General features: G+C 65.8%; 14 protein-coding genes, 1 tRNA gene and 1 pseudogene. 11 read left to right on the plus strand and 5 right to left on the minus strand.

Annotation, left to right across the window (positions count from 1 at the left end; translation table 11 throughout):
- The 7 genes and pseudogenes from DIE06_RS29445 to phoR all read left to right on the plus strand — a co-directional run.
- A pseudogene (locus DIE06_RS29445) lies at nucleotides 1–246 on the plus strand (phosphate ABC transporter substrate-binding protein PstS); the annotation flags it as partial.
- Nucleotides 247–340: 94 nt separating this feature from the next.
- A complete protein-coding gene (pstC, locus tag DIE06_RS29450; RefSeq protein WP_124664425.1) occupies nucleotides 341–1,327 on the plus strand; it encodes a phosphate ABC transporter permease PstC in 987 nt (328 codons plus the stop codon).
- The gene (gene pstA, locus DIE06_RS29455; protein ID WP_124664426.1) at nucleotides 1,324–2,217 is read left to right on the plus strand and encodes a phosphate ABC transporter permease PstA; all 894 of its coding nucleotides are present in this window, start codon (nucleotides 1,324–1,326) and stop codon (nucleotides 2,215–2,217) included. Before pstC ends, pstA begins: the two co-directional genes overlap by 4 nt.
- Before the next feature lie 15 nt (nucleotides 2,218–2,232).
- A complete protein-coding gene (gene pstB, locus DIE06_RS29460; RefSeq protein ID WP_057927907.1) occupies nucleotides 2,233–3,081 on the plus strand; it encodes a phosphate ABC transporter ATP-binding protein PstB in 849 nt (282 codons plus the stop codon).
- A gap of 18 nt (nucleotides 3,082–3,099) precedes the next feature.
- Nucleotides 3,100–3,804, plus strand: a complete 705-nt coding sequence (gene phoU / locus DIE06_RS29465; RefSeq protein ID WP_124664427.1) for a phosphate signaling complex protein PhoU — start codon at nucleotides 3,100–3,102, stop codon at nucleotides 3,802–3,804.
- 30 nt (nucleotides 3,805–3,834) lie between these two features.
- A complete protein-coding gene (gene phoB, locus DIE06_RS29470; protein ID WP_006750313.1) occupies nucleotides 3,835–4,536 on the plus strand; it encodes a phosphate regulon transcriptional regulator PhoB in 702 nt (233 codons plus the stop codon).
- 57 nt (nucleotides 4,537–4,593) lie between these two features.
- Nucleotides 4,594–5,913, plus strand: a complete 1,320-nt coding sequence (gene phoR / locus DIE06_RS29475; protein ID WP_124664428.1) for a phosphate regulon sensor histidine kinase PhoR — start codon at nucleotides 4,594–4,596, stop codon at nucleotides 5,911–5,913.
- 116 nt (nucleotides 5,914–6,029) lie between these two features.
- Here phoR and ppk1 read toward each other — a convergent pair whose 3' ends face one another.
- A complete protein-coding gene (gene ppk1 / locus DIE06_RS29480) occupies nucleotides 6,030–8,093 on the minus strand; it encodes a polyphosphate kinase 1 (protein WP_185733502.1) in 2,064 nt (687 codons plus the stop codon).
- A 279-nt stretch (nucleotides 8,094–8,372) separates the two neighbouring features.
- Here ppk1 and ppx point away from each other — a divergent pair, with 279 nt between their 5' ends.
- Nucleotides 8,373–9,887: an exopolyphosphatase gene (gene ppx, locus DIE06_RS29485; RefSeq protein WP_124664430.1), complete on the plus strand. Its 1,515-nt coding sequence runs from the start codon at nucleotides 8,373–8,375 to the stop codon at nucleotides 9,885–9,887.
- A gap of 53 nt (nucleotides 9,888–9,940) precedes the next feature.
- Here ppx and DIE06_RS29490 read toward each other — a convergent pair whose 3' ends face one another.
- Both DIE06_RS29490 and DIE06_RS29495 read right to left on the minus strand, forming a co-directional pair.
- Nucleotides 9,941–10,372: a hypothetical protein gene (locus DIE06_RS29490; RefSeq protein WP_124664431.1), complete on the minus strand. Its 432-nt coding sequence runs from the start codon at nucleotides 10,370–10,372 to the stop codon at nucleotides 9,941–9,943.
- A 158-nt stretch (nucleotides 10,373–10,530) separates the two neighbouring features.
- A tRNA-Pro gene (locus DIE06_RS29495) sits at nucleotides 10,531–10,607 on the minus strand.
- 174 nt (nucleotides 10,608–10,781) lie between these two features.
- Here DIE06_RS29495 and sixA point away from each other — a divergent pair.
- Both sixA and DIE06_RS29505 read left to right on the plus strand, forming a co-directional pair.
- Nucleotides 10,782–11,243 (plus strand): phosphohistidine phosphatase SixA, encoded by a 462-nt coding sequence (gene sixA / locus DIE06_RS29500; RefSeq protein ID WP_124664432.1) that lies wholly within the window; start codon nucleotides 10,782–10,784, stop codon nucleotides 11,241–11,243.
- A gap of 159 nt (nucleotides 11,244–11,402) precedes the next feature.
- Nucleotides 11,403–12,209, plus strand: a complete 807-nt coding sequence (locus tag DIE06_RS29505) for a GNAT family N-acetyltransferase (RefSeq protein WP_059449345.1) — start codon at nucleotides 11,403–11,405, stop codon at nucleotides 12,207–12,209.
- Between the two features lie 209 nt (nucleotides 12,210–12,418).
- Here the strand turns inward: DIE06_RS29505 and DIE06_RS38500 are convergent, their stop codons facing one another.
- A complete protein-coding gene (locus tag DIE06_RS38500) occupies nucleotides 12,419–12,589 on the minus strand; it encodes a hypothetical protein (protein ID WP_162840567.1) in 171 nt (56 codons plus the stop codon).
- A gap of 135 nt (nucleotides 12,590–12,724) precedes the next feature.
- Here DIE06_RS38500 and DIE06_RS29510 point away from each other — a divergent pair, with 135 nt between their 5' ends.
- On the plus strand, nucleotides 12,725–12,916 hold the full coding sequence (locus DIE06_RS29510; RefSeq protein ID WP_124664433.1) for a hypothetical protein: 192 nt from the start codon (nucleotides 12,725–12,727) through the stop codon (nucleotides 12,914–12,916).
- A gap of 16 nt (nucleotides 12,917–12,932) precedes the next feature.
- Here the strand turns inward: DIE06_RS29510 and DIE06_RS29515 are convergent, their stop codons facing one another.
- On the minus strand, nucleotides 12,933–14,303 hold the full coding sequence (locus DIE06_RS29515) for an MATE family efflux transporter (protein ID WP_124664434.1): 1,371 nt from the start codon (nucleotides 14,301–14,303) through the stop codon (nucleotides 12,933–12,935).
- Nucleotide 14,304: the final 1 nt, after the last annotated feature.

The following is a 14,304-nucleotide window of genomic DNA, read 5'->3' on the forward strand; positions in this document are numbered from 1 at the left end:
AACCAGCCGGGCAAGGAAGCATGGCCGGTCGTCGGCGCGACGTTCGTGCTGCTGCACGCGAAGCAGGACAAGCCGGAGCAGGGCGCGGAAACGCTGAAGTTCTTCAGCTGGGCGTTCAAGAACGGCGAGAAGGCAGCGGACAGCCTCGACTACATCTCGCTGCCGGCATCGGTCGAGACGGAAATCCGCAAGCAGTGGAAGACGAAGGTGACGGACGCATCGGGCAAGCCGGTCGCCGCGGAGTAAGCAATACAGCGGTTCGCTGCCCGGCCGCGCCGGTCGGGCAGTGTGTGCGGTAAGGCCGGGCGTCACGGCGCCCGGCGATCCATAACAGGCAACCATGTCTGATATTTCCTACACGTCCTCCCGGTCCGCCGACGCCGCGTCGCAACGCGCGCCGAGCCGTCTCGGCGACGTTCTGTTCGGCGGCCTCGCACGGCTTGCCGCGATCGTGACCCTGCTGCTGCTGGGCGGGATCATCGTTTCCCTGATCATTGCGTCGATGCCGACCATCCAGAAGTTCGGCATCGCGTTCCTGTGGCAATCCGAGTGGGATCCGAACTCGGACGTCTACGGCGCGCTCGTGCCGATCTACGGCACGATCGTGACGTCGCTCATCGCACTCGTCATCGCGGTGCCGGTCAGCTTCGGCATCGCGCTGTTCCTCACCGAACTGTCGCCCGTGTGGCTGCGCCGCCCGCTCGGCATCGCGATCGAGCTGCTCGCCGCGATTCCGTCGATCGTGTACGGCATGTGGGGCCTGCTCGTGTTCGCGCCGATCTTCGCCCAGTATTTCCAGAAGCCGATCGGGCAGCTCTTCAAGGACGTCTGGGTGCTCGGCCCGCTGACGGCCGGCCCGCCGATCGGCATCGGCATCCTCGCGGCCGGCGTGATCCTCGCGATCATGATCATCCCGTACATCGCGTCGGTGATGCGCGACGTGTTCGAAGTCACGCCCGTGCTGCTGAAGGAATCGGCGTACGGGATCGGCTGCACGACGTGGGAAGTGATGTGGAAGGTCGTGCTGCCCTATACGAAGACCGGCGTGATCGGCGGCGTGATGCTCGGCCTCGGCCGCGCGCTCGGCGAAACGATGGCCGTGACCTTCGTGATCGGCAACACGAACCTGCTCGACAGCGTGTCGCTGTTCGCGCCGGGCAACAGCATCACGTCGGCGCTCGCGAACGAATTCGCGGAAGCGCAACCGGGCCTGCATACGTCCGCGCTGATGGAACTGGGCCTGATCCTGTTCGTGATCACGTTCATCGTGCTGTCGATCTCCAAACTGCTGCTGCTTCGTCTCGAGAAGGGAGAGGGCAAGAAATGAGCGAGCCCATCATGAATTTCCCGGGGCCGAACGGCGCCGTGCTCGATGCGATGCGCAACCGCCTGCAGCGCAAGCGCAAGGTGACCAACGCGATCGCGCTGACCGCGTCGCTCGGCGCGATGGCATTCGGCCTGCTGTGGCTCGTGTGGATTCTCTACACGACGGTGCATCTCGGTGTCGGCGGCCTGTCGCTGCAGCTGTTCACCGAATCGACGCCGGCACCGAACACGGAAGGCGGCGGCCTGGCGAACGCGATCGTCGGCAGCCTGCTGCTGTGCGGTTTCGGCACGCTGGTCGGCACGCCGATCGGCATCCTCGCGGGCGTCTACCTCGCCGAATACGGCCAGAAGAACCTGCTGGCGAGCACGATTCGCTTCATCAACGACATCCTGCTGTCGGCGCCGTCGATCGTCATCGGCCTGTTCGTGTACGCGATCGTCGTCGCGAAGTCGGGGCGCTTCTCGGGCTGGGCCGGCGTGATCGCGCTCGCGCTGCTGCAGATCCCGATCGTGATCCGCACGACCGAGAACATGCTGAAGCTCGTGCCGAACGCGCTGCGCGAAGCAGCCGTCGCGCTCGGCACGCCGAAGTGGCGGATGGTGCTGAAGATCACGCTGCGCGCGTCGATCGGCGGGATCGTGACGGGCGTGCTGCTCGCGGTTGCGCGGATCGCCGGCGAAACGGCGCCGCTGCTGTTCACGGCATTGTCGAACCAGTTCTTCTCGTGGGACATGAGCCAGCCGATGGCGAACCTGCCCGTCACGATCTACAAGTTCGCGATGAGCCCGTTCGCCGAATGGCAGTCGCTCGCATGGGCGGGCGTGTTCCTGATCACGCTTGGGGTGCTCGGACTCAACATCCTGGCGCGTTCGATCTTCTCGAAAAAGTAACGGCGGAGCAATCCGATGAATATGGCAGAAAGCCACCTGAATCCCGTCGAGCGCACCGCAGCGCCCGCAGGCACGCAAGACGCGGCGCATGGCCGTCCGCTGGCGCCGCTGAACGCGAAGATCGAGGTCAACAACCTCAACTTCTTCTACAACAAGTTCCACGCGCTGAAGAACATCAACCTGCGCATTCCCGAAGGGAAGGTGACGGCGTTCATCGGCCCGTCGGGTTGCGGCAAGTCGACGCTCCTGCGCACGTTCAACAAGATGTATGCGCTCTATCCGGAGCAGCGCGCGGAAGGCGAGATCCTGATGGACGGCGAGAACCTGCTGACCACCAAGCGCGATATCTCGCTGCTGCGCGCGCGCATTGGCATGGTGTTCCAGAAGCCGACCCCGTTCCCGATGTCGATCTACGACAACATCGCGTTCGGCGTGAAGATGTTCGAGAAGCTCACGCGCTCGGAGATGGACGACCGCGTCGAGTGGGCGCTGACGAAGGCCGCGCTGTGGAACGAAGTGAAGGACAAGCTGAACCAGAGCGGCTACGGGCTGTCCGGCGGCCAGCAGCAGCGTCTGTGCATCGCGCGCGGCATCGCGATCCGTCCGGAAGTGCTGCTGCTCGACGAGCCGTGCTCGGCACTCGACCCGATCTCGACGGGCCGCATCGAGGAGCTGATCGCGGAGCTGAAGAGCGACTACACGGTCGTGATCGTCACGCACAACATGCAGCAGGCCGCCCGCTGCTCGGACTTCACGGCCTACATGTACCTGGGCGAGCTGATCGAATTCGGCGAAACCGAAAAGATCTTCATCAAGCCGGTGCGCAAGGAAACGGAAGACTACATCACCGGCCGTTTCGGCTGATGACGGAGAACCACAACCATGTCGGATAAACATCTGTCGAGCCAGTTCGACGCGGACCTGAATGCCGTGTCGTCGAAGGTGCTGGAAATGGGCGGCCTCGTCGAGTCGCAGATCGTCGGCGCGATGCACGCGCTGAACGAATTCGACCGCGAGATGGCCGAAAAGGTGATCGCGGCCGAGGAAACGCTGAACGCGATGGAAGTCGACATCGACCAGGAGTGCGGCAACATCATCGCGCGGAGGCAGCCTGCCGCGCGCGACCTGCGCCTTCTGATGTCGATTTCGAAAACGATTACGAACCTCGAGCGCGCCGGCGACGAGGCCGAGAAGATCGCGAAGCGCGTGCGCCGCCTGATCGACGAGCCGGCCGCGCGCACGGTGAACATCGCCGAGATCAAGGTGTCGGGCGAGATGGCCGTGACGATCCTGCGCCGCGCGCTCGACGCGTTCGCGCGCCTCGATACGGTGGCGGCCGCGCAGATCGTCAAGGACGACAAGGAAATCGACCTGGAATTCCGCGCGTTCGTGCGCAAGCTCGTGTCGTACATGCAGGAAGATCCGCGCACGATCTCGGTCGGCCTCGAGTACCTGTTCATCGCGAAGGCGATCGAACGGATCGGCGACCACGCGAAGAACATCGCCGAATTCATCATCTACATCGTGAAGGGCACCGACGTGCGGCACCAGCCGCGCGACACGCTCGATCGCGAAGCCAACAGTTAATCGACTCCGTAAGGAAGAACAGAGGTGCCGATGCCCAGCAACATTCTCGTCGTTGAAGATGAGCCCGCGATTTCCGAACTGATCTCGGTGAATCTCCAGCATGCCGGTCACTGCCCGATCCGCGCGTACAACGCGGAGCAGGCGCAGAACCTGATCAGCGACGTGCTGCCCGATCTCGTGCTGCTCGACTGGATGCTGCCGGGCAAGTCCGGCATCGCGTTCGCGCGCGACCTGCGCAACAACGAACGGACCAAGCACATCCCGATCATCATGCTGACCGCGCGCGGCGACGAGCAGGACAAGGTGCTCGGCCTCGAGATCGGCGCGGACGACTACGTGACGAAGCCGTTCTCGCCGAAGGAACTGATGGCGCGCATCAAGGCCGTGCTGCGCCGCCGCGCGCCGCAGCTGACCGAGGACGTCGTGTCGATCAACGGGCTGCGCCTCGATCCGGCCACGCACCGGGTCGCCGCGCACGGCGACGGCAGCGAGATCAAGCTCGATCTCGGCCCGACCGAATTCCGCCTGCTGCATTTCTTCATGACGCATCCGGAGCGCGTGCACAGCCGCACGCAACTGCTCGACCAGGTCTGGGGCGATCACGTGTTCGTCGAAGAGCGCACCGTCGACGTCCACATCAAACGATTGCGCGCGGCCTTGAAACCGGCCGGCTGCGATGCGATGATCGAGACCGTGCGCGGCAGCGGCTACCGGCTCGCGAAGCACGCGTAACGTATCCGGACATGCCGTGTGCCACGGCATGCCGTTCATTCTTTCGGGCGCTGAATCATGAACATCATCTGGGCGCGCTTTCTCGTGTCGCTCGTGCTGCTCGTGCTGATCAGCGTATTGGTCGGCGTCTTCGCCGGCCCGGCCGCGGGCTTCGGGTTCGCGGCCGTGATGCTGGTCGCGCAGGGCTTCTTCAGCACCTTCCATACGCAACGCCTGTGGCGTCTGCTCGATGCGCCCGTCTACGGCGAGGTGCCGAGCGCGCCGGGCATCTGGGGTGAAATCTACTACCGGCTGCACAAGCTCGCGAAGCAGTGGCATGCGCAGGTCCGGCAGGTCGAGCAACAGCATTCGCGCTTCATCCAGGCGATCCAGGCGTCGCCGAACGGCGTCGCGATGCTCGACGACCATGACCAGATCGAGTGGTGCAACGCGATCGCCGAGGTGCATTTCGGCCTCGATGCGAAACGCGACCTGCGCCAGCACATCACGAACCTGGTGCGTCATCCTGAGTTCGTCCGCTACCTGAACGCGCAGCATTACGACGAGACGCTCGTGATGCGCGGAATGGGCGACGCGCGGCAGAACGTGCTGGAAGTGCAGGTGTTTCCGTACGGCGAGAACCGCAAGCTGCTGCTCACGCAGGACATCACGGAAATCGAGCGGACCGACGCGATGCGGCGCGACTTCGTCGCGAACGTGTCGCACGAACTGAAGACGCCGCTCACCGTGCTGTCGGGTTTCCTCGAGACGATGCGCGAACTGCCGCTGAACGAGGAAGATCGCGCGCGCTATCTCGAGATGATGGAGCAGCAGGCGTCGCGGATGCGGCACATCGTTACCGATCTGCTGGTGCTCGCGAAACTCGAGGGCGAAAGCAAGCCGCCGATGGATCACGCGATCGACATGCGCGCCGTGTTCGACCATCTGAAGGAGGATGCGCAGACGCTGTCGAACGGGCATCACGAGATCGCGTTCGCGATCGACGAGACGCTCGGCGTCACGGGGGCGCAGACCGAGGTGTTCAGTGCGTTCGCGAATCTCGTCACGAACGCGATCCGCTACACGCCGGATGGCGGCAAGATCCTGGTGTCGTGGCGGCGCGAGGGTACGCAGGGCGTGTTCTCCGTCACCGACAGCGGCCTTGGCATTCCGGCCGCCGACCTGCCGCGGCTGACCGAGCGCTTCTACCGCGTCGACCGCAGCCGCTCGCGCGATACGGGCGGCACGGGGCTCGGTCTCGCGATCGTCAAGCACGTGCTGCAGCGGCACGACTCGCACCTGTACGTGCAGAGCGAGGAAGGGCGCGGCAGCACGTTCACCGCACGCTTCCCGGCCTCGCGGATCATCGCGATCCGGCCGGCCGCGTTCGAGGCGTGAGCGCATAACGCGAATCGGCTGCCTCGCGTCGGCATCCCGCCGGAAACAAAAACGCACAGCCCGAGGGCTGTGCGTTTTTGTTTGTCGTATGACACGCGAAACCGCGCGCCGCGTGCCTACGAACAGAACTTCGCGAGCAGCCCGAGCTGTGCGTTGCGGATCGTCTTGCCCGCTCGGCGCCGGCGGTAGTGTCCGTCGCTGAGCATCTGCCAGGCCGACTGGTTGTCGCCGAGGCAGACCGACAGCCCTTCGGCGATCACGCGGCGCTTCAGCTTGCGCTCGCGGATCGGGAACGCGACTTCGACGCGGCGGAACAGGTTGCGGTCCATCCAGTCGGCGCTCGACAGATAGACGTCCTCGGCGCCGCCCGCGTGGAAATAGTAGATGCGGTGGTGTTCGAGGAAGCGCCCGACGATCGAGCGCACCGTGATGTTCTCCGACAGCCCCGGCACGCCCGGCTTCAGCGCGCACACGCCGCGCACGATCAGGTCGACCTTGACGCCGGCTTGCGATGCTTCGTACAGCGCGGCGATCACCGACGGCTCCAGCAGCGCGTTCATCTTCGCGACCACGCGCGCGCGCTTGCCGGCACGCGCATTGTCGATCTCCGCACGGATCGATTCGATGATGCGCGGATGCAGCGTGAACGGCGACTGCCACAGCTCGTGCAGCGTGAGTTCGCCGCCGATCCCGGTCAGCTGCTGGAAGACGTGGTGCACGTCCTCGCAGATCTTCTGGTCGGCCGTCATCAGCCCGAAGTCGGTGTAGAGGCGGGCGGTGCGCGGGTGATAGTTGCCGGTGCCGAGGTGCACGTAGCGGCGCAGCGACGCCTTGCCATCCTGCACGACGCGCCGCACGATCAGCATCATCTTCGCGTGGCACTTGTGGCCGACCACGCCGTACACGACGTGCGCGCCGACGGCTTCGAGCTGCGACGCCCAGTTGATGTTGGTTTCCTCGTCGAAGCGCGCGAGCAGCTCGACGACGACGGTCACTTCCTTGCCGTTGCGCGCGGCTTCCATCAGCGCGTCCATCAGCGGCGAGTCGGTGCCAGTGCGGTAGATCGTCTGCTTGATCGCGACGACGCTCGGGTCCTTCGCGGCCTGCTGCAGCAGTTCGAGCACCGGCTGGAAACTTTCGTACGGGTGGTGCAGCAGGATGTCGCCGTCGTCGATCGCGTCGAACATCGTCGGCGCGTTGACGATCGCGGGCGGGATCGATGCGGTGAACGGCGCGAACTTCAGGTCGGGGCGATCGACGAGATCGGGGATCTGCATCAGCCGCACGAGGTTTACGGAGCCGGACACGCGATAACAGTCCTTGTCGCCGAGCACGCTTTCCTCGAGCAGGCGTTGCACGATATGCGCCGGCGTGTCGGCCGACACTTCGAGCCGCACCGCGTTGCCGAGGTGGCGCGCGGGCAGTTCGCCCTGCAGCGCGACGCGCAGGTTGGTGATTTCATCCTCGTCGACGAACAGCTCGCTGTTGCGCGTGATGCGGAACTGATTGCAGCTCTTCACGACCAGTTGCGGGAACAGTTCGCCGACGAAGCGCTGCATGAACGAGCTGAGCAGCACGAAGCCGTGCTCGAAGCCCGACAGCGCCTGCGGCATGCGCACGACGCGCGGCAGCGCGCGCGGCGCCTGCACGATGCCCATCACCGCCTGGCGGCCGAACGCGTCGCGGCCTTCGAGCTCGACGACGAAGTTCAGGCTCTTGTTCAGCACGCGCGGGAACGGATGCGCCGGATCGAGGCCGATCGGCGTCAGCACCGGCAGCAGTTCATCGAGGAAGTAGCGGCGCGCCCATTCGAGCTGCTCGTCGTTCCACGCGTCGCTCGCGTGGAAGTAGATGCCTTCCTGTTCGAGCGCGGGCAGCACGGTTTCGTGCAGCATCGTGTACTGGCGGTGCACGAGCCGTTGCGCGCGCTCGACGACGAGATCGTAAGCGTGCTGCAGCGACATGCCGTCGGGCGTCAGGGCGCCGGGGTTGTCGCGAATCTGTTCCTGAAGGCCGGCCATCCGGACTTCGAAAAATTCGTCGAGATTGCTGCTCGTAATGCAGATGAAGCGCAGTCGCTCGAGCAACGGAACGTGTGGATCGGCCGCCTGGGCCAGCACGCGCTCGTTGAAACCGAGGATGCCGAGTTCACGATTGAGAAGCGGATAACGGACGGACATCGGCAGAGTAGGGGGTAATTCAGGCGATGATTCGAAAGGACGCTCGGAAACTCTCACGGTACGATGACGTGCTGATGACGATGGTGTATTTATATCGGGAAATTCTACGCCGGAACCATTTCGTCGCATAAATGTTTCGGCCATATACAATCCACCCGTGTACATGCCCGTGAAGCGTGGCAACGGCAAGCGTTCCACGCTTAAAATGTCGCCTTTGATTGATCGTCCAGCGAGGCCGGAGCGGCTGCCGCGGGCGAACGCGCACGGAGCCCCCTTCTGATGGTTACATCCCCCCACTTGCTGGCTGCCGTCGATCTCGGCTCGAACAGCTTCCGGCTGATCGTCGGGCGCGTCGAGGAAACGCCGGCGGGCAGCCAGATCTATCCCGTCGATGCGCTGCGCGAGCCCGTTCGACTGGCCGCGGGCCTGTCGAGCGACAAGCTGCTCGACCGCGCGTCCCAGGAGCGTGGCTGGGAGGCGCTCAAGCGGTTCGGCGAGCGCCTGCGCGATTTCCATCCCGATCATGTGCGCGCGGTGGCGACCAACACGCTGCGCGTCGCGAAGAACGCGGGCGAATTTCTCGGCGAGGCCGAAGCGGCGCTCGGGTTTCCGATCGAAGTGATCGCGGGCCGCGAAGAGGCGCGCCTGATCTATGCAGGTGCCGCGCATTCGGTGCCGGCGAGCGCCGGCAAGCGGCTCGTCGTCGACATCGGCGGCGGCTCTACCGAGTTCATCATTGGCTCGCATTACACGCCGATCGTGATGGAGAGTCTCTATATCGGTTGCGTGAGCCATAGCCGTGCGTTCTTCCCGGCCGGCAATGTCGACGAATACACGATGCGGCAGGCCGAACTCGCGGCCAAGCGCGAGATCCAGATCATTTCCAGCGAGTACAAGAAAGCGGGGTGGGACCAGGCCATCGGTTCGTCCGGTACCGCACGTGCGCTCGCGGAGCTCGTCGAGGCGAACGGTTTCAATGACGCGGGCATCACGCACGGCATTTCGCGCGGCGGCCTCGAACGCCTGAAGCGCGCGCTGATCAAGGCCGAGAACGTGAACCGGCTGAAGCTGATCGCGCTGAAGCCCGATCGCGTGCCGGTGCTCGCCGGCGGCCTCGCGATCATGCTCGCGGTGTTCGAGGAACTGGGCGTCGACTATGTCGACACCACCGACGGCGCGCTGCGTCTCGGCGTGCTGTACGACCTGCTCGGCCGGGCCCAGCACGAGGACATGCGCGCGGTGACCGTCGAGGGCTTCACGCGCCGCTACGGCGTGGATCGTCCACAGGCCGAGCGGATCGCCGCACTGGCCGTGCGGTTTTACGACGAGCTCGACGAGTCCGACGACGAAGCACGCGAGGAAGGCCGGATGTTCCTCGGTTGGGCCGCCGCGTTGCACGAGATCGGCCTGTCGATCTCGCACAGCTCGTATCACAAGCATTCGGCGTATATCGCGAGCAATGCCGACATGCCGGGTTTCTCGCGCACCGACCAGGCGCGCCTGGCCGCGCTCGTGCTCGGTCATGCGGGCAAGCTCGGCAAGCTGTCGCAGGCGCGCGACGTCGAATGGCCGCTGCTGTTCTGCCTGCGACTCGCCGCGCTGCTGTGCCGGCGCCGGACCGATGCCGGGCTGCCGGACATTTCCGTGTCGCAGATGAAGAAGGGCGGGTATGAAGTGCGCCTGCCGGGCGCATGGGTCGAGCAGAACCCGCTGACCGACTACAGCCTCAGCCAGGAAGCGGCCGAGTGGGAGAAGGTCGGCATTCCGTACCGCGTGGTTTATACGGGCGCATAACGCGCCGGCACGGCGGCGGCGCGCTCGCGCCGCCCCGTCTTCTTGCGACGCGCTCAGTCCGAGCACACGATCGCGGTCAGGAACGGGAATGCCTGCTTGACGGTCGCCTCGCTGCCGGCCTTGCGCACGGCCTGCTCGACCGCGTTCTTCGTGCCGCGCACCACGACGCCGTACGCCCAGCTGCCGATCGGCGTGCCGTCGCCCGGCTGGAAGATCGGATCGTTCGCCTGGTAGCCGAGCACGACATAGACGCCGAAGCCGTAGGCGGTCAGAGGGCGGTTCGTGCGGAACGCGTTCACCGAATTCGATTCGACGTGCATCGGCTCCGACTGGATGTCTCCGGCCGCGAGCAGCGGCGCGACGAATTTGTGGCCATTCGAATGGCAGTCGAGCGCGTCGTCGAGCGACTTGGCCGACGCGGCGCCCGACGCGCCGAGTGCGAGCAGTGCGCCGAACAGGGCGGTCTTGAAAACGGGGTTTTTCATGCGCGGTTGCGGGTTGGTCGCGGACATTATCGCGTGTTCCCGCAAGTTTCGTGCGCGGGCGGCGGATGGCGCGGCAGCCGGTGGTGGACGCGGGTGGGGCGGACAAAACGAAAAAGGGCTGCAAGCGCGATGGCTTGCAACCCTTATCGTGTATATCGTGGTCGGAGCGATAGGATTCGAACCTACGACCCTCTGATCCCAAATCAGATGCGCTACCAGGCTGCGCTACGCTCCGACGAGCCAGAGATTCTATCGTCTAATGGGGGATCGGGTCAATCACGTTATGCATACGACATGCGTGATCATGAACTGGTCACGATTGGCGACAATTCCGAGGGTGACAATTCGACTAATGATCGTCCGGCCCGCATGGGCGACCGGATCGTTCGCCGAAGCATGGAGAGACATCATGATGAACCTGATCCTGTGGCGCCACGCCGAAGCCGAAGACTACGCGGCAAACGACCTCGCACGGCAATTGACCGCCCGCGGGCGCAAGGAGGCGCAGGCCATGGCCAAATGGCTGCGCAGCCGGCTCGAGTCGAGCAGCGTGATCCTCGTGAGTCCGGCGGCGCGCACCGTGCAGACCGTCGAGGCGCTGACCGACCAGTACCGGACCATCGATGCGCTCGCGCCGGGCGGCAGCGTCGACGACGTGCTGGCGGCCGCCGGCTGGCCCGACGGCATCGCACCGACGGTCGTGATCGTCGGACACCAGCCGACGCTCGGCAGCGTCGCCGCACAACTGATCGCCGGCAATGACGACAGCTGGAGCATCAAGAAGGGCGGTATCGTGTGGCTCGCGAGCCGCACGCGCGACGGCAACCGCCAGGCCGTGCTGCGCGCGCTACTCACGCCGGACCTTGTCTGACGGGGCTTGAGGGCATTGATCATACGGTTTCGCAGGCTTTCTGCTAAAGTCAATTCGGCGACACGTCATTGAATGGACACGGTCGTGCCACAGAACGGTAACGACCGGTTACTACATTGGCTGGCATGTCGTCCTATTCCTTACGACCAGGAAAGCCTAATGCGAGAACTGCCGACGCCTACGCTCCCTTTTGCCTCGCTTCCCCTCGATACGTCGCGGCGGCACCTGCCGCGCGCTGCTGAAACCGTCACATCCGAGTACCGTCTGCGTGCCGCCTGGGCGCGCACGGAAGACGAACTGCGCGAGGCCCAGCGCCTGCGCTACACCGTGTTCGCCGAAGAGATGGGCGCGCAGGTCAGCGGTCCGTCCGGTCTCGACGTCGATCCGTTCGATGCCTATTGCGACCACCTGCTGGTGCGCGATCTCGACACGCTGAAGGTGGTCGGCACGTACCGCGTGCTGCCGCCGCACCAGGCCGCGCGTGTCGGCCGTCTGTATGCGGAAGGCGAATTCGACCTGTCGCGCCTCACGCACCTGCGCGGCAAGATGGTCGAGGTCGGCCGCTCGTGCGTGCACAGCGACTACCGCAGCGGCGCCGTCATCATGGCGCTGTGGGGCGGTCTCGGCGCATACATGATGCAGAACGGCTACGAGACGATGCTCGGCTGCGCGAGCGTGTCGATGGCCGACGGCGGCCACTACGCGGCAAACCTGTATCAGTCGCTGCCGGCCAACTCGCTGACGGCGCCGGAATACCGTGCGTTCCCGCATACGGCACTGCCGGTCGACGAACTGCAGACGGGCACCGTCGTCGCGCCGCCGCCGCTGATCAAGGGCTACCTGCGCCTCGGCGCGAAGATTTGCGGCGCGCCGGCGTGGGATCCCGACTTCAACTGCGCGGACTTCCTGACGCTGTTCCGGCTGTCGGACATCAACGCCCGCTACGCCCGGCATTTCCTGGGCTGAGCCATCCCGAGCGCGGCTGCCTTCTGGGCGCGCACGCAAGCAAACGCCGTCGCACGGCAGTCTGCCGCGCGACGGCGTTTGGCCATTCCAAGGATCGTGTCGTTCCGGCCCTGTTAATTCGAACGATACGCGCTGACCACCGTGCGGGCGGACGCACGTTCTCGGCGGGCTGCGCAGGCGGCGGCCCGGACGACAGGGCGGGCGCTTGCCTAGTGCTTGCGCCGCCAGTCGAGCAGGTGGTGTTCGGCCATCCAGTGATGGATCATCCCTTCGCCGCCGTGGCTGCGCTTGTATTCGCGCGACTCGAAATAGGACAGGGCGACGAGCACCATCAGGCCGATGAACAGGCCGATCAGGCCGGCAATCTCTTCAGACGACATGGCAGCCTCCTTTCAACGGCACAGCGCCATCGCTACATGGTAGGACATGCGCGGGACGACCCCCAACCCGGAATTCCGCTAGACTCGGCGCGGTCCTGGCGCGCGATGGGCGCGCCGCTTTACGGAGCCTTCCCGATGACCCGTTTCATGCTGGCCGTGCTGGCCGCGTCTCTTCTTGCCGGCTGCGCCAGCGATCCCCGTCAGGCCCGTCGCGGCCACCCGCCGCAAGATCCGGCCGATTACCACGGTGTGCCGACCGACATGACGCCGCCGTCAATGCTCGGCGAACCTGCGCCGTCGGCGCCCGCAGCTGCGCCCGCGCAGTAACGACGCGGATCGCGCGTCAGGCGCCGGTCGTGGAGGCGTCGGCGCCGATTCGCCGCATCAGCGCGGGCAGGTAGCGCGCGAGCGTTGCGCCGCGCGCGACCATGAACAGCAGTAGCGCGAACCACAGACCGTGATTGCCGAACGGGCCGACGGCCGCCAGCGTCGCGGCGATGAAGATCGCGAACGACGCGACCATCGCGCGCATCAGCGATTGCGTCTGCGTCGCGCCGATGAACACGCCGTCGAGCAGGAACCCCCACACGGACACGATCGGCGAGATCGCCGCCCACGGCAGGTATTGCAGCGCGACGGCGCGGATCTCGGCCTGGTCGGTCAGCCGCGCGACGATCCAGCCGCCGGTCGCCCAATAGACGAGCGCGAACAGCAGCGCGCCGAGCGCGGACCACAGCAGCGTCACGCGCACGGCCTGCCGGAAGGCGCTGCGGTCGCGCGCGCCGGCTGCGGCGCCGACGAGCGCCTCGGCCGCATGCGCGAAGCCGTCGAGCCCGTACGCCATGAAGGTCTGGAAATTCAGCAGCAATGCGTTGGCCGCGAGCGTCGCGTCGCCCTGTCTGGCGCCGAGGTGCGCAAACCAGCCGAACGCACCGAGCAGGCACAGCGTGCGCAGGAAGATGTCGCGATTGAGCGCGATCAGCCGCTTGAGCGCCGCACGGTCCGCCAGCGCCCGGGCGGCCAGCGGCGCGAGACCGCGCGGCCGTAGCCGCCACAGCATCCAGGCGCCGAGCGCGAAGCCGCACGCGTCGGCGGTCGCGGTCGCCGCACCGATCCCCGCAATGCCCCAGCCGAAGCCGTACACGTACAGCAGCACGGCACCGATGTTGACCGCGTTGATGAAGACCTGCGCGACGAGCGCGAGCCGCACGCGCTGCATGCCGAGCAGGTAGCCGAGCACGACGTAGTTCGCGAGTGCGAACGGCGCGCTCCAGATTCGCGCATGGCTATAGGCCAGCGCCGTCGTGCGGACGGCCTCGCTGCCGCCCAGCGCGGTCAGCGCGAACGACAGCAGCGGCACCTGCAGCGCGAGCACGGCGGCACCGAGCACGAAAGCGACGATCAGCGCGCGCAGTACGTTCAGCCGGATGCCGGTGGCGTCGCCGGCGCCGTGCGCCTGCGCGACGAGGCCGGTCGTGCCCATGCGCAGGAAGCCGAAGCCCCAGAACACGAAGTTGAAGAACAGCCCGCCGAGCGCGACGCCGCCGAGATACTGCGCACCGTCGAGGTGACCGGCGACGGCCGTGTCGACCGCGCCGAGAATCGGCTGGGTCAGGTTCGCCAGGACGATCGGGAAGGCGAGCGCGAGGACCCGCCGGTGCGAGACGGCGGCCGAGCCGGCGCCGGCCCCGTGCGGTAATGCGGATTCGGACATG

This window comes from Burkholderia sp. Bp8998 (assembly GCF_003854235.1).
Taxonomy (GTDB): domain Bacteria; phylum Pseudomonadota; class Gammaproteobacteria; order Burkholderiales; family Burkholderiaceae; genus Burkholderia.